Genomic DNA, 15,561 nt, shown 5'->3' with positions numbered 1-15,561 from the left:
GCTCTTCGTGTGATGGTGCTGTCGGCTGCAATGATGGCTGTTGCTGCGTGTGGCGGCAAGCCTGCGGTCGGGAATGCCGGCGGCACGATGACCGTCATCGATTCCCTGCCCGAACCCGTGGCGCGGCTCGAATCGGGCCAATCTGCGCCCTTCAAGCTCGGCGCCGATGATGTTGTGGCGGTGCGCGTGTTTGGAAGCCCGGACGCAAGCATTGAGAGCGTCCGGATTGACAAGAGCGGACGATTGTCGGTGCCGGTTGCTGGCGTAATCAATGCGGGCGGCCTGTCGATCGAGGAGCTGGAAGCGCAGATTGTCGCACGCCTTCGCGCCAATTACTTTCGTAACCCCCAGGTTTCTGTCAGCCTGTTGGAAGTCGAAAGCGCGAAACTGACCGTTGATGGCCAGGTCGGAAAACCCGGTCTTCATCCGGTTGTGCCGAATATGACGCTGATCCAAGCGATTGCGACCGCCGAGGGGACGACCGAGAACGCGCGCTTGAGCGAGGTTGTGATCTTTCGGACGGTCAATGACCAGAAATACGCCGCACTCTATAATCTGCAGGCGATCCGGCGCGGAAATTACGCTGACCCGGCGGTGTTTGCGAACGACACGATCGTGGTGGGCGATTCGTCGGCACGGCGCTTGTTCCGCGATTTTATCCAGATCATTCCGTTGCTGACAACGCCGATCATCGTGGCATTCCAGAAATGAGGATCGGCCTTTCATTCAAGCCTGATGCCCGGAGCGCCTAGGAGGCGATCCGTTTCGGCTTACCCAAAGCCAAGTATCGAACTTTGAAATGGATTTGTCGCTTGCAGTCTCCTTCTTATTCGCGTGCCCCCCTGACGCCTCAGTTCTGGTTGCTGGCGTTCTTCCTGGGTATGGTGTTCCTTATGGGCGGCGCGTCGCGGGTCGACGCCGCGTCGCTCGTCGCCCTGCGCCCGGTTTCGGTATTGATCTCTGCCGCAGCTCTCTTCACTTTCCGCCGTGAGCATTGGCAGGGCCGCGGCTGGCTCCTCGCGCTAATGGGTGCGATATTTGCATTGAGCCTGTCCCACGTTGTCCCTTTGCCGCCTGCTGTTTGGCAGGCTCTTCCTGGCCGCGCAGAGGTTGCCGAGCTCGACCGTCTGGCTGGCCTGGGTGACATCTGGCGGCCGCTCAGCCTGACTCCCATGAATGGCTGGCACGCGTTCATCTCTTTATTCGCGCCGCTTGCGGTGATCCTCCTCGGACTGCAACTGCGCCGGAACGAGAGTCATCTCTTGCTGATTATTTTGATCGGACTTGGCGTTTTTTCCGGCCTGCTCGGACTGTTACAGGTTATCGGTGATCCGAACGGTCCCCTTTATCTGTACCGGATCACAAACAATGGTTCGGCGGTCGGTTTTTTTGCGAACCGTAACCACGGCGCGCTGATGCTGGCCATGCTTTTTCCGATGCTCGCCATTTTTGCTTCAAATCCCGAGGGAACTATCGACGCTCAGCAGTGGCGCCGGCTGTTCGCGATCTCGCTGGGCGTGGTGCTGCTGCCGTTGATTTTGGTGAGCGGATCGCGTGCAGGGCTGATTTTGACACTGATCGGATTATTGTCGATCCCGGCGTTGTATCGTCGCCCTGCCGACGGCCGTCACGTCCGCCGTGGCGGAAAGCGGTTCCAGATCAAGCCGCTTCCCTTGATCGGCGGGCTGACGGTTCTGGCCCTTGCGATGCTCACCATTGTTTTTTCGCGCGCGCAGTCGATCGAGCGCCTCATGAATCGTGACAGTGCCGACGATGCCCGCATGGATTTCTGGAAAACCTCGATCGAACTTTTCTGGAAATATTTCCCGGTGGGATCGGGCTCCGGGTCGTTCGCCAGCGCGTATCAAGTCGTCGAGCCTAACCGCATGTTGGGCCACTTCTTTGTCAACCATGCCCATAATGACTGGCTGGAAGTGGCTATGACCTTCGGACTGCCCGCAGTCCTGTTGATGGCCATTTGCCTGTTTGCCTTTTTCCGCACCACTCTCTCGATATGGCGCCGCCAGCAGGCGACCAGTCGCACGACCCAGTTCGCCCGTCTGGGGTCGGTCATGGTGGCCATGCTCGCCCTCGCCAGCGTCCCTGATTATCCCGTTCGAATCCCGATCATGATGTGTGTCGCCGCCGTGGCGGGCCTCTGGCTCGCCGGGGGCGGAGCAGCGGGCGACGGCGCAAAAGACGCTGCGTGGCAGGGGGGCAAGCGATGATCCAATTTCAAAGAAAACGCCGCCAAAAACTGGTCGCCAATATTGCGCAGCGGCTTCCCGATCGTCGTGGTGTTGCCAAATTCGTTGTCTTGGCCGGGGTAGGGCTCGCTGGTGCAGCCGGGGCTTTCGCGCTCGCCGTGTCGGGCGCCGCGCGTCTGAAAGGCCCGGACCGGGCACTTGCGTTCATTCCTTGGGAAGGCGACGCGCTCACCGCAAAAACCGATGCGCTTGTAATGTCTGGCAAGAAGCTGCCGCCCGAGACGATCACCGCATGGAGCCTCGCGGCGAGGCGCAACGCTCCCCTCAACGCCAAAGCGGTCCGGCTGTTGGCAATGGCGGCCGGGCTTCAGAACAAAGAGGCGAGGGCAGAGGCGTTGATGGCCAAAGCCGCCAGCTTGTCTCGGCGCGATGTAATCACGCAGGTATTCCTGGTCGAAATTGCCGCTAAAAATGACGATCTGGGAGGCGCGCTCGCCCATTATGACACGGCGCTACGCACGAGTTCCTCTGCGCCGCAGATCCTTTACCCGCGCTTAGTGAAGGCGATCAAGGATCCGCGAATTCGGGACGCACTGAAGCCCTACTTCAAGAGCGGCGCTGCGTGGCCGGTGAGCTTCGTGAATTTCGCCAAGGACAGCGCCGAAGCGGATATGGGGTCGCTCGTTGATCTGGTTTTGGAAAGCGGCGGTTCACCCGATCCCCGAATGCACCGGGAGCAGACCGAGGCGCTGCTCTGGGTGTTGTTTCACCAGCGTAAATATGCTGATCTCGATCGCCTCTTGCGCAGTGTTCCAGGGGTGTCGGCCAATCTCTTGACCCAGGTTAACCTGGCGTCGCTGGAACAGCGCGACAGTTTCGGCCCGGCGGCGTGGCAATTATTGGACGACGCGGAAGCAGGGGCGAATGTCGTTCGTGATGATAACACGAAGCACGCATCGCTCGCTATCTACGCGAATGCAGGTACGACCCGCCCGGTCGCGCAAAAGCTCCTGTTTCTTGCGCCGGGGCGATATCGCCTGTCGTTCAAGGTCGCTTCGACGACGCCAGGTGAGGGGCGGTCGGTTGGCTGGTGGCTTCGGTGCATGGAACCCGTGGTTGCACAGCCGCTGTGGCGTCTGGACGCGGCACGCGGCGGTAAGGGCTCGGATATCGTGATAGGTGCGGGATGCCGCGTGCAGCTTCTCCAGCTTCTGGCATCGGGTGGTGGCGGCCAGACTGGTCTTGAGGCAGAGATTTCGGGCGTTGCGCTGACCTCGGCAGGCGGAGGAAAGACATTGACCTCAAGCAAGCCCGAAAGGCGTCCCAATGCGTTGGATTCCGGCGAATAGAGCGTCGGAAATGCGATGAGGTCGGGATACCGCAAGTGCGAAGAAGAATCAGGAAAATGGTAGCAATGATGTTGGTTATCAGCTAGCGGAAGCGCCGATATGCGGGTGGCGGACCTGTGTCGTTAGTCGCCTCCCGATCGGTCTATTTCGACCAATATATTAGTTTTGGCCTTCGAGGCAGGGAATAGCATGTTGCAAACAATTAACCCGATGGCTTCCGGGGCGATCGGCGATATTTCGGACAATCACGGGGATCAGGTCAGCCTCGCCCCGCCGATCCTTCTTCAATACTGGCAGGTGGTCCTTCGCTGGAAGTGGGTGATCGCGGGTGTCGTGCTTGCCGCGCTGGCAACCGGCTTGATTGTGACCTTGCTCGCGACGCCGCAATATACGGCGATGTCGCGAATCGAGATCAGTCGCGACCAGAAGAAGGTGACCAACGTTGAAGGTCTGGAATCGGCGGATGCTGGGCGCGACATCGAATTCTACCAGACCCAATATTCGCTGCTGAAAGCGCGTTCGCTTGCCGAGCGTGTTGCGCGACAATTGCGCCTTGCGTCGAACGATGCCTTTTTTGCTGCGCACGACATCAGCCCGGACGAAGGCACACTTTTTTCTGGCGCCAGCGGTCGCGGGTTGAGTGCCAGCGAACGGCAACGGCGTGAAAAGCTCGCCGTAGACCTGCTGCTCGACCATGTTGCCGTTGCACCTATCCGCGGCTCGGCGCTGGTTGATATCAGCTATACCAGCGCATCGCCTGACCTGTCGGCGAAGGTCGCGAACATGTGGACACAACAATTCATCGTTCAAAGCATGGATCGTCGTTTCGCCTCCACGGCGGACGCGCGTCAGTTTCTCGAGGGACGGCTCGCCGATCTTCGCCTCCGTCTCGAGACCTCAGAACGCCAGCTCGTAAACTATGCTGCCGAAAAGGGCATCGTGGCGCTGGGCAAGAGTAAGAGTGCCGATGGCCGCACGGAAGTTGACCGCACGCTGGTTTCGAGCGATCTCGAAGCGCTGAACGAAGCGCTTGCGAAGTCGACGGCGGATCGTATCGCCGCCGAGAGCCGCGCGCGCAGCGGCGGCGGTGTGACGGCTGAGGCGCTGGCGAATACTGGGATCAACCAGATTCGCCAGAAGCGTGCGGAAGCGGCGGCAGAGTATGCCAAGATGCTAGTTCAGTTTGAGCCTGACTATCCGCCGGCGAAGGCGCTTGCAGAAGAGATCCGGGCGCTCGATTCGAGTATCGCGCGGGAGGAAGGGCGTGTCTTTTCGAGCCGGTCGAGCGAATATCGTGAAGCGGCGGCGCGCGAGAACGACTTGCGCGCGCGGGTGGAGCAGCTGAAAGGGCGTATGAGCCAGCAGCAGCGCGACAACATCCAGTATAATATCGTCCAGCGCGAGGTCGACACCAACCGCGAACTCTATGATGGTCTTCTTCAGCGTTACAAGGAAATCGGTGTCGCCGGTATCGGCGCGAATAATATCTCGGTGGTTGATGCTGCGAAGACGCCGGACCGGCCTTCGTCGCCGCACTTGCTGCTCAATCTTGCGCTGGCGCTCCTCGCGGGTCTCGGCCTCGCTGCGATCGCAACCATTGCGCTCGACCAGATCGACGAAGGGCTCCGCGATCCGAGCCAGGTTAACCGCCTGCTGCAGGTTCCCTTGCTCGGCAGTGTTCCGGAGGCAGGAGAGGGCGACGCGCTCGACCTGCTTCGCGACGCCAAGTCGCCCCTGTCCGAATCCTATCTTAGTATCCGGTCAAACCTCGCATTCTCCACCGATCATGGCGTCCCCAAATCGCTCATGGTCACCAGTACCCGGCCTGCCGAAGGCAAGAGCACGACCAGCCTCGCGTTGGCCACCGTTCTGGGCCGGACCGGCAAGAATGTCTTGCTGATCGATGCGGATATGCGATCGCCTTCGATGCATCAGTTTACGGGGCAGGCGAACAAGGCCGGCCTCAGCAACTTCCTTGCCGGCGACAACGACTGGCAGCAGCTTATCATCAACACCGATGCAAAGGGGCTGAGCCTGCTGCCGGCAGGACCGATGCCGCCTAGCGCCGCCGAACTGTTGAGCAGCGACCGCATGCTCCTCCTCGTCGATCACGCGCTCAAGCATTACGACCATGTCGTGATCGATTCTCCGCCGATCCTCGGTCTGGCTGACGCGCCGCTGCTGGCGCGCGCCGTCGAAGGCTGCATTTTCGTGGCCGAAGCCGAAGGCGTTGCGGTTCGGGGGATCAAGGCGTCGCTGGGAAGGCTGCAGGCAGTGCACGCCCATGTCTTTGGTCTTATCCTGACCAAGCTGAGGCATCGTCAGGCGGGCTACGGCTACGGCTATGGCTATGGCTATGGCTATGGTGCGGATGCGGCAGAGAGCTGAGAGAGGGCGACCGGCGATCAATCGCGGGCGCACTCATCTATCAGATCGCGAAGTCAGCGGTGAGTCTTCGACACAAGATGGCGATTTCGCCTTTTTGGCATATCCCATTGAAATCACTAAAGGTTGACGATGATTAAATTTGCGTTGGTTGGTTGCGGTCGGATCGCAAAGCGGCATTCGGAATTGCTCGGCAATCAGCAGATCGAGAATGCCGAGCTCGCGGCGGTCTGCGACATTGTCGAGGCAAAGGCGCGGGCGATCGGCGAGCAATTCGGCGTGCCTTGGTTCACGGACATGCACAAAATGGCGCGTGAAGCGGACATCGATGCGTTCGTGGTGCTGACCGAGAGCGGCAATCATGCGTCGAATGTCATCGAATTGGCGCCCTATGGTAAACATATCATCGTCGAAAAGCCGATGGCGCTGACCCTGACGGACGCCGATCATATGATCGCGGCTTGCGATGAAGCCGGGGTGAAGTTGTTTGTGGTCAAGCAGAACCGTTTCAACGTTCCCGTGGTCAAGCTACGTGAAGCGCTGAAAGCTGGCAGGTTCGGCAAGCTTGTCATGGGAACGGTGCGCGTGCGCTGGTGCCGTCCGCAGGCCTATTATGATCAGGATGCCTGGCGCGGCACCTGGGCGCTCGATGGCGGCGTCCTGACCAATCAGGCCAGTCACCATGTCGATCTGCTCGAATGGATGATGGGCGATGTTGTGTCGGTGTCGGCTATGAGCGCGACGCGCCTTGTCGACATCGAGGCCGAAGACACGGCTGCGGTGATCCTGACCTTCGCCAACGGCGCGCTCGGCATCATAGAGGCGACCGGCGGGACGCGTCCCAAGGATCTCGAGGGGTCGATTTCTATCCTTGGCGAGGGCGGTACGGTCGTGATCGGGGGCTTCGCGGTGAACAAGCTCGAGACCTGGAATTTCCTCGACGCCGGCCCTGAAGACGGCGACGTGATCGAGAAATATTCGGTCAATCCCCCCAGTGTGTACGGGTTTGGGCATCAGGCCTATTACGAACATATCGTCGATGTTATCCGCAATGGCGGCCCCCAACTGGTCGACGGGATCCAGGGACGCCGAAGCCTCGAACTGATCTCCGCCATCTATGAATCGATCGAAACCGGACGGCGCGTCGATCTTCGGTTCAATCCCAAGGTGGCCAAGCTCGGCCGCGGCTGAGACGGGTGGAGTTTGAGAATGACCGATAGCGTCGATCGGAAGGCCGTTGGCATCGTCAATGTGATCTTCGGTGCCAATGTCACGGTCGTCGAGCCGTCGAACGTCTATGGCTGTACCGTCGGCGACGATGTTTTCATTGGTCCCTTTGTCGAGATCCAGAAGGGTGTTACGATTGGCGCCCGAACCCGGGTTCAAAGCCACAGCTTCATTTGCGAACTGGTCAAGATCGGCGCCGACTGTTTCGTCGGTCATGGCGTGATGTTTGTAAACGACCGTTTCGCAAGCGGAGGCCCCGCGAGGGGCGACAAGAGCAAATGGGAAACCACCTCGATCGGCGATCGCGTGTCGATCGGTTCGAACGCGACGATCATGCCTGTGACGATTTGCGACGATGTCGTGATCGGCGCTGGATCGGTCGTCACAAAATCTATCGTCCAGCCCGGTACCTACGCGGGCAATCCGGCGCGCCTCCTGCGCCACCACAGCTAAAGTGCCGACTGGAGAAAACATGTCTATTCCTTTCGTTGACCTCCATGCGCAATATCTGTCGCTCAAGGACGAGATCGACGGCGCCATCGCGCGGGTGATCGCGGCGAGCAGCTTTGTCCGCGGTCCCGATGTCGAACTGTTCGAAAGCGAATATTCGGCGTTGATGGGGGCAAACCATACCGTTTCGTGCGCGAACGGAACCGACGCGATCTATATCGCGATGAAGGCGCTCGGCATCAAACCCGGCGATGAGGTGATCACGACCGCGCAGTCATGGATATCGACGTCCGAAACGATCGGGCAGCACGGCGCAAAACCGATTTTCGTCGATATCGATCCGGTCACATCAACGATCGATGTGTCGAAAATAGCGGAGAAGATCACGAGCCGCACCGTCGGCATGATTCCGGTGCACCTTTATGGCCAGATGGCCGACATGCCTGCGATTATGGCAATTGCCGAAAAACACGGTCTGTGGGTGATCGAGGATTGCGCGCAGGCGCACCTGGCCACGATCGACGGCCGCAAGGCCGGCAGCTTCGGCCAGATCGCGACCTGGTCCTTCTACCCGGGCAAGAATCTCGGCGCGATGGGCGATGCCGGGGCGATCACGACCAACGACGCCGCGCTGGCGCGCCACATGGCCTGCTTTGCGCGTCATGGCGGGCTGGTGAAGGGCGATCATGAAATGGAGGGCATCAACTCGCGGCTCGACGGAATCCAGGCCGCCATCCTCAACGTCAAGTTGCCGCATCTGGCTAGCTGGACCGAACGCCGCCGTGCAGTGGCAAAGCGGTACGACAAATTGCTCGCAGACGTTCCGGGCATCGTCAGGCCCACCGAAGTCGCCGGGCGCGAACATGTCTATCACCTCTATGTCATCGAGGCCCACGACCGCGACGGCCTTGCCGTTGCGCTGAAGGATCGCGGTGTTCCCACCGTCGTTAACTACAAGCGGGCGCTGCCCTTTCTTCCTTGCTACGCGCATATGGGGCACCGTCCGGAGGACTTCCCCGTCGCGCACCGGCTGCAAGGCCGCATCCTTTCGCTTCCGATCTATGCCGAACTAACCGTGGCTCAGCAGGATCAGGTCGCGGCCGCTTTGCACGAGGTGGCGGCCGCCGTTGCATGAGTGACCGGCGTGTCCACGCGATCCCCGTCCTCGGGCGATATGGTCTGACGCACGGGCTGCTGGCCTGGGCGCGTTGCCGCTTGTGGTGCGAACAGAATGACGCCACGATGCTCGCGCCTTTCTGGCTCAAGCTGCGCGTCGGCCCCTATCTTCGCCGCGAGCGCGACAAGCGGAATTACTTTCTGTTGTTCAATCGCGGCACGGCGATCGGCGGACTGCGGCGCCTGTTTGCGTTGGCAAACGCGAAAAAGGTCGACGTCGGTACCGAATGGCCTGCTAAGCCTGTCGCCACGGAAAGACAGGTCCTGCGCTTCCACAACGCGCTGAAGGACAATGAAAAGAAATCCTTCGCGCAGGTCGTCGGTCATGGGCCTTTCCTGCGCCGTGAGCTGCTGGCAATGACCCGCCCGCGCTACCATCCCGCACCGTCGGTCACGCCCTTTGTCGCGATCCATGTCCGGTTGGGCGACTTTGCCAAGCCGGTGGCGGGGAATGCGGTTTCCGAAGAATCCACCAACACCCGCCTTCCACTCGACTGGTATGGCGACCGCCTCGATGCGCTTCGCCGCGCCTTGGGCGAGGATTTGCCGGCGGTCCTGTTCTCGGACGGCTCCGATGAAGAACTCGCCGCGCTGCTGGCGCGGCCAGGTCTCGAGCGGGCGCCGAGGCAACAATCGGTTACAGACCTGCTGCACATGGGCCAGGGCGCGGCGCTGATCGCATCAGGGTCGGGCTTCAGCCTGTGGGGCGCCTTTTTGGGCTCGGTCCCGCGTATCGCGCACCTCGGGCAGTCGATCGTCCCGATCGATGCAGAGCCGACGCGCGACATCGAATCGGATTTTGGTGCCGATATTCCGGCCTCTTTCGTCGCGCATGTGCGAGAGCGACTAGGCCACTGATCGATGCTCCGCTCGGTCCTGACCATAATGAAGGGGAGCGCGCTGGCGCAGTTGATCGGCTTTCTGATCCTACCGCTCCTGTCGCGCTCGTTCGGGCCTGAGGTTTTCGGGCATTTTCAGGCATTCCAGTCGATCATGATGCTGGTCATCGTCGTTGTGATGCTGCGCTATGAAATCGCGATACTGCGCGCAAGCGACGGCCCCGAGTTGACGTATGTCATCGCACTTTGCGGATTACTGATATTGGTCACGACGGTCGTCTTCACCGGCATCCTGCTTGCCGCGCTAGCGATGGGGTGGCCCCGTTTTCTCGCCGATCTTGGTTTTGGCTGGTGGTGGCTTTCCCTGTCGGCGCTTGCTGTCGGGTGGGCGCAGATATTCTCCTATCTCGGGACCCGCGACGCGGCGTACGGTACTATCGCCAGCGCCAAGATCGCGCAGGGGCTGACCAACGCGGGAACCAGCGCGGGTCTCGCGATTGTCGCACCGATCGGCAGCAGCCTGATCCTGGCCGACCTCGCCGGTCGTCTGCTCAATGGATATTGGCTCGCGCGGGGCCGACTTCATGCCCTCCGCGGTATTTTCGGAACGAGCTGGTCGGATCTTCGCACGGTTGCGCGGCAGTTCAGTGACCTGTCGCTGATTTCGCTGCCAGGGGCGGTGTTAAGTACGGCGGGCAGCATCATGACGCCGCTGTTCATATACGCCAGCTTCGATGCGTCGACCGCAGGACAGTTCGGGCTGGTCGATCGGGCCGTGGGTCTGCCGGTCGCGCTGATAGTCGGCGCGGTGTCGCAGGTTCATATGGGAAATCTGGCGGAGGATCTGCGACTGGGAACCGGCACCGCACGTCGCAGTTTTCGGCGCCTGTCCTTGCTCCTTGCCGGCGCGGCATTGTTTCCGACAATCGCCTGTGTGATTTTTGCCCCGATGCTTTTCCAGTTGGTATTCGGGCCGGGGTGGAACGAGGCGGCCAAATTCGCCCAGATTTTGGCGCCTGCCTATTTCCTCGGGCTGGTGTCGGGGGGCATTAACATGACCCTTACGATCATGGGGCGGCAAATTACCCAGCTTGGCTGGGACATCAGCCGGTTTGCAGCGATGGCGCTGCTCTGGCTCTACGCGCCGGGCGCCGACTGGGCGGTCGAGAAGATTGTCGTGGTCCACAGCATATTGCTGTGCCTGTTTTCGCTCGTGCAGCTTTTCCTATGTTATCATGCGTTGCCGAGACCGCATGTCGAAGGCGCGGAAGCGAGGCCTGCATCATGATCACGATCGTCAATTATGGCGTCGGAAATATCGCGTCGCTCGCCAATATGTTCGATCATGTCGGCGCCGATACGCATCTGAGCGGCGACCCCGACGTCATTGCCGATGCCCGCCATCTCGTTCTTCCCGGTGTCGGAGCATTCGGGCACGCCATGGCAGTGCTGAACGCCGGGGGGCTGTCCGACGCGATCCGGACGGCGGTCGACCGCGGGGCTGTCTTGCTTGGCGTCTGTCTGGGCATGCAGTTGCTGGCGCGAACGAGCGAAGAAGGCGGTGCCGAAGGGCTTGGCCTTATCGCCGCGGATGTCAGACGGATCGTGCCGTCTCTCCCGGGCGTCAAGGTGCCCAACATGGGCTGGCGCGACGTCGTATATGTGCGTGATACATGGATGGCGCCGTCCAGCGCAGCTTCAGAGCGTTTTTACTTCGCGCATAGCTATCACATGGTCTGCGACAGCGACGCCGACGTCGCGGCGGTCGTCGACTATGACGGTCAAAAGGCAATTGCGGTGGCGCACGGAGCGGTGCATGGAGTTCAATTCCATCCCGAAAAAAGCCACCGTTTTGGCATGCGATTGCTCGCCGATTTCGCGCGGCTCGAGCGCGGTCCAGTCTGAAAGAAAGTTTTTTGTAATGCAGGAAAATGCCGTGAATAATCAAAACGATCTGCGATTTCCGGTTCGCGACGCAGTCCAACGGGCCGGTTTGTTGACTATCGTGCGCAATTTGCGAGCCGTCGTTCGCCGGGATATCGGCACATGGGTTTCGCGCGGTTGCCCGTCACCGGCGCCGAACGTCGTGAAGATGGCGGTGGTCCGCCACTATGTCGAAACCAGCGGTGCGAAATATTTCGTCGAAACCGGCACATATCTCGGCAGCATGGTCGAACATATCGCCGAGACCGGCGTAGACTGCATAACGATCGAGATCGATGATGAAATTCACCGTCGTGCGGTCGACATGCTGAAGCGGAAGAAGAACATCAGCTGCCTCAAGGGCGATAGCGCGGTCGTCCTGCCCGAAGTGCTGAAGACGATCGACCGTCCTGCGGTCTTCTGGCTCGACGGCCATTACAGCGGCGGTTTTACCGGCAAGGCCGAAATCGACACACCGGTGTCGGCGGAATTGCAGATGGTCCTCGATCATAACGTAAAGGGGCATATCATCCTGATCGACGACGCCCGGGATTTCACCGGACAGGACGGCTATCCGCGTCTTTCGACGCTGCTGTCGCATTTCGAGGACGATCCCGATTATCGCGCCGAGGTCTCGGCCGACATCATCCGTATCGTTCCGCGCGCCGCCTGAGCGGCAGCGCGTCTCTCTAACGTCGGATTTTCCACGTGGTATTGCCCCGCCTCATTGTCGTGATGCTGATCGATCGATCGCGGCGGGTCGTGAAAACGGTCAGCTTTGGCGAGCGCACATATGTGGGTGATCCTTTTAATATCATCCGCCTGTTCAACGAGAAGGAAGTCGACGAAATCTGTGTGCTCGACATCGACGCCAGCGCCGATGGTCGCGAGCCGGATTTCGATTTCGTCGCCAGTCTCGCGTCCGAGTGTTTCATGCCGCTCAGCTATGGCGGCGGGATATCGACGATCCAGCATGCGCGCCGGCTGGTTGCAGACGGTGTCGAGAAACTGGTGCTCCGTTCGCAAACGTCCGAGCAGCTGATTGGGGAAATAGCGGGTGCGTTCGGCGTTCAGGCCCTAGTCGGCTGCCTCGACTATCGCGTCGACGGCGCCAGCCGGACGACCTCGACCGGCAAGCCTCTGGAACAGGAAGCGGCGCGGCTTGCCAAGGCCGGGGTCGGCGAGATCATCCTACAGTCGATCGACCGCGACGGATTGCGCACGGGGATGGATATCGAGGGTATCGCGGCGATTGCACCTAGCCTTGAGGTTCCCGTCATCGCGCTGGGCGGCGCGGGCGAGGTCTCGCACCTCGACGCCGCGCTTGGCGCCGGAGCCGATGCTGCGGCGTCAGGAAGCGCCTTTTCCTTCATCGGGCGACTGCGCGCGGTGCTGATTACCTATCCCGATTATGAGACACGGCAGCAGGCGATGAACCGATGATCGCCGGAACAAACGCCAGAATCTGCACGGTCTGTGTGATGCCCGAGGATGTCGAAGGGGTCGAGATCGGCCCTGACGGTCAGTGCAACTGCTGCAAGGATGCCTTCGCCCGCAGTCCGCACGAATGGTGGCCGGGCGAAGAAGGCGGGCGCCGGATGGCATCCCTTGTCGCAACGCTGAAGGAAGAGGGCAGGGGCAAGCCCTATGATGCGCTCGTTGGCCTCAGCGGAGGGGTCGACAGCGCCTATCTTGCGCATCTGATGGCCGCGAAGCACGACCTGCGCCTGCTTGCCGTGCATGTCGATGCTGGCTGGAACAGCGAGCCCGCGGTCCATAATATCGAAAAGCTTGTTCGCAGCCTCGACCTCGACCTCGTCACCTGCGTGGTCGAATGGGACGAGGTCCGCGATGTCCAGCGGGCTTTTCTGCGCGCGAATGTGCTCAATCAGGACTTCCCGCAGGATCATGCCTTTTTCGCGACGCTGTTGCGGCTGGCGCGCAAGCACGGCGTTCGATCTTTCCTGTCTGGGGTCAATTTCGCGTCGGAAAATCTCCATATTCCGCACGACGGACCGAGTTCGAGCGACGGCAAGCATGTGCGCGCGGTGCACAAGGCGTATGGCGAAAAATCGCTTCACGCCTATCCGATCATGACGATGGCCGAATATCTCTGGACGACGCGGGTGCGCGGCCTGCCGAAACGTTATCGGCCGCTCGACTTCACCAATTACGACAAGGAAGCGGCGCAGGAAGAATTGCGCGCCGTCTATGGCTGGCGTGATTATGGCCCGAAGCATTCCGAAAGTCGCTTCACGAAATTCTATCAGGACGTCTATCTTCCGCGCAAGCTGCGCTTCGACAAGCGGCGGCTGCACCTGTCGTCGCTGATCGTTGCCGGGCAGTTGACACGCGATGCGGCGCTGGAGGAATTGCGCGTTCCGATCACGACCGAGGCGCAAGCAGAACGCGACACGCGTTTCGTCGCAAAGAAGCTGGGAATGCCGACCGACGAGTTAAAAGCGCTGATCGATGCCCCCATTGTCTCGCACAATCTGTTCGATAGCGATAAGGCGTTGACGGACAGATTATTAAAAGGACGGGCGGTAATGCGCCGCCTGATCACGAGGAAATGATGGTGCAAGAGCAAGCTCGAACGGAAAAGGCCGGAGCGTCGAAGGCGGCGCTTCACCTTGTGACGGCTTTGATGGGCGGCATCTATGCTTGGTTTCTTATCACGACATATGCCGAGCTATCTACCCAGTGGAGCTATCTGGGCTTCTGGTATCAGCCACCGTCGCCGTTTCTGACCGGCGCGACGATCGGCCTGTCCGCCCTGCTCGGCATGTTCTTGCCGATGCATAGCTGGACAATTGTGGGCTTTGCCAAATGGGCGCTCTATTTCCTTCTCTTCATTCCTTCGGTGATCATCCCGCCGCAACAGGGCATTTTGCCCATGGGCGACCTCATCTTTCTTTTGGCCGTCATATGGTCTTCGGCGGCGGCATTCATTCTTCTGCTGAGCGATGGGAAGCCCTTTGCAAAATTGAGACTGGCGCCGCGCACGTTCTGGGCCGGCGTTCTGGGCGTGTGGGGGGTCGGGAATGTCGGGATTTTCGTAATTTTTGGTGAGACGCTCAACATTGTAGGCCTTGAGCAGGTTTATGAGCAGCGTGCGGCCGCGACCACCCTTGGCGGTGCGCTCATGGGCTATGTGATGGGTACGCTCAGCGGTGCGGTTAACCCCTTTCTGCTGGTTGCCGGCATCACGCGCCGCCAGCCCGTGCTGATTGCCGCCGGCCTCATTGGCCAGTTGCTGATTTATTCGACTCTCGCCGGTAAGGTGGTTCTGGGATCGACGCTGCTCACGATCGGGGTCTTCTTTGTCTTCCGCAACGGCCGGGTCATGTTCGGCCGTATCTATGCGGCTGTCCTGTTCTTTGCCGTGCTTGGCCCAATCGTATCGGTCTACCGGGCTGGCACAGGAGTGTTCAGCAATATTTCAGATCTGGTTTACATGCGAATTCTGGCGCTCCCGGGTGTTCTCGTCGGTGTGTACAGCGACTTTTTTCTGAATTATCCGGTCACCTATCTGTCGCATTCGCTCGTTGGGCGGCCTTTCTCCGAATATCCCTATGGGGTGGAATCGGTCGGTCAGGTCATTGGCCGCTATGTCACGCCGACAGCGGCGGTCGCCGAAATCAACAATTATAACGCGAATTTCATTGCTGCGGATGGCATTGCCGGCTTTGGTACCCTCGGTGTGCCACTGATCCTTTTTCTGGCGGGTCTCTGGCTCTGGATATCCTCGCGGCTTATCGGTGAGATCGATCGCCGCATTGCATGCGCGGTTCTGATGCCATTCGTGGTTTCGCTCGCCGACGCGTCGCTGTTCACGGCCATTCTGACTGGCGGTGGCGGCATGGCTGCGTTGTTGCTCTATCTCTATCGCTCTACCGAGGAATTCGGAAAAATAACTGCGCCGACGCGCCTCAAGGCGCAATCTGCCGGCACTGTCCCCGGCGTCCGGGTCAGATGATTCTCCTCTACATTCCCCTTCTTTTC

14 protein-coding genes are annotated in these 15,561 nt (G+C 60.2%); all 14 read left to right on the top strand.

Annotation, left to right across the window (positions count from 1 at the left end):
- The first annotated feature begins 12 nt into the window (after nucleotides 1–12).
- Nucleotides 13–711 carry a polysaccharide biosynthesis/export family protein gene (locus GGC65_RS03660; RefSeq protein ID WP_192645925.1) on the top strand — a complete coding sequence of 233 codons (699 nt, stop codon included), beginning with the start codon at nucleotides 13–15 and terminating at the stop codon, nucleotides 709–711.
- Nucleotides 712–812: 101 nt separating this feature from the next.
- The gene (locus GGC65_RS03655; RefSeq protein WP_192645924.1) at nucleotides 813–2,228 is read left to right on the top strand and encodes an O-antigen ligase family protein; all 1,416 of its coding nucleotides are present in this window, start codon (nucleotides 813–815) and stop codon (nucleotides 2,226–2,228) included.
- Nucleotides 2,225–3,556, top strand: coding sequence for a hypothetical protein (locus GGC65_RS03650; protein WP_192645923.1), 1,332 nt, complete (start codon nucleotides 2,225–2,227; stop codon nucleotides 3,554–3,556). Before GGC65_RS03655 ends, GGC65_RS03650 begins: the two co-directional genes overlap by 4 nt.
- A 189-nt stretch (nucleotides 3,557–3,745) precedes the next feature.
- Nucleotides 3,746–5,944, top strand: a complete 2,199-nt coding sequence (locus tag GGC65_RS03645; RefSeq protein WP_225940659.1) for a GumC family protein — start codon at nucleotides 3,746–3,748, stop codon at nucleotides 5,942–5,944.
- A gap of 129 nt (nucleotides 5,945–6,073) precedes the next feature.
- Nucleotides 6,074–7,132, top strand: coding sequence for a Gfo/Idh/MocA family protein (locus GGC65_RS03640; protein ID WP_192645922.1), 1,059 nt, complete (start codon nucleotides 6,074–6,076; stop codon nucleotides 7,130–7,132).
- A gap of 18 nt (nucleotides 7,133–7,150) precedes the next feature.
- Entirely contained in the window at nucleotides 7,151–7,621 is a 471-nt protein-coding gene (locus GGC65_RS03635; protein ID WP_192645921.1) for an acyltransferase, read from the top strand.
- A 19-nt stretch (nucleotides 7,622–7,640) separates the two neighbouring features.
- Nucleotides 7,641–8,753, top strand: coding sequence for a DegT/DnrJ/EryC1/StrS family aminotransferase (locus GGC65_RS03630; protein ID WP_192645920.1), 1,113 nt, complete (start codon nucleotides 7,641–7,643; stop codon nucleotides 8,751–8,753).
- On the top strand, nucleotides 8,750–9,652 hold the full coding sequence (locus GGC65_RS03625; protein WP_192645919.1) for a hypothetical protein: 903 nt from the start codon (nucleotides 8,750–8,752) through the stop codon (nucleotides 9,650–9,652). Before GGC65_RS03630 ends, GGC65_RS03625 begins: the two co-directional genes overlap by 4 nt.
- A 3-nt stretch (nucleotides 9,653–9,655) precedes the next feature.
- The gene (locus tag GGC65_RS03620; protein ID WP_192645918.1) at nucleotides 9,656–10,921 is read left to right on the top strand and encodes a lipopolysaccharide biosynthesis protein; all 1,266 of its coding nucleotides are present in this window, start codon (nucleotides 9,656–9,658) and stop codon (nucleotides 10,919–10,921) included.
- Nucleotides 10,918–11,538: an imidazole glycerol phosphate synthase subunit HisH gene (gene hisH / locus GGC65_RS03615; RefSeq protein ID WP_192645917.1), complete on the top strand. Its 621-nt coding sequence runs from the start codon at nucleotides 10,918–10,920 to the stop codon at nucleotides 11,536–11,538. The genes GGC65_RS03620 and hisH overlap by 4 nt, the downstream gene beginning before the upstream one ends.
- Before the next feature lie 100 nt (nucleotides 11,539–11,638).
- Nucleotides 11,639–12,229 carry a hypothetical protein gene (locus GGC65_RS03610; RefSeq protein WP_192645916.1) on the top strand — a complete coding sequence of 197 codons (591 nt, stop codon included), beginning with the start codon at nucleotides 11,639–11,641 and terminating at the stop codon, nucleotides 12,227–12,229.
- Between the two features lie 35 nt (nucleotides 12,230–12,264).
- A complete protein-coding gene (locus tag GGC65_RS03605) occupies nucleotides 12,265–12,999 on the top strand; it encodes a HisA/HisF-related TIM barrel protein (protein WP_192645915.1) in 735 nt (244 codons plus the stop codon).
- The gene (locus GGC65_RS03600; RefSeq protein WP_192645914.1) at nucleotides 12,996–14,132 is read left to right on the top strand and encodes an N-acetyl sugar amidotransferase; all 1,137 of its coding nucleotides are present in this window, start codon (nucleotides 12,996–12,998) and stop codon (nucleotides 14,130–14,132) included. The genes GGC65_RS03605 and GGC65_RS03600 overlap by 4 nt, the downstream gene beginning before the upstream one ends.
- Nucleotides 14,129–15,535: a hypothetical protein gene (locus tag GGC65_RS03595; protein WP_192645913.1), complete on the top strand. Its 1,407-nt coding sequence runs from the start codon at nucleotides 14,129–14,131 to the stop codon at nucleotides 15,533–15,535. Before GGC65_RS03600 ends, GGC65_RS03595 begins: the two co-directional genes overlap by 4 nt.
- The last annotated feature ends 26 nt before the right edge of the window (nucleotides 15,536–15,561 follow it).

It is taken from the genome of Sphingopyxis sp. OAS728 (assembly GCF_014873485.1).
Taxonomy (GTDB): domain Bacteria; phylum Pseudomonadota; class Alphaproteobacteria; order Sphingomonadales; family Sphingomonadaceae; genus Sphingopyxis.
This window is presented reverse-complemented; position numbering and strand designations above follow the sequence as displayed.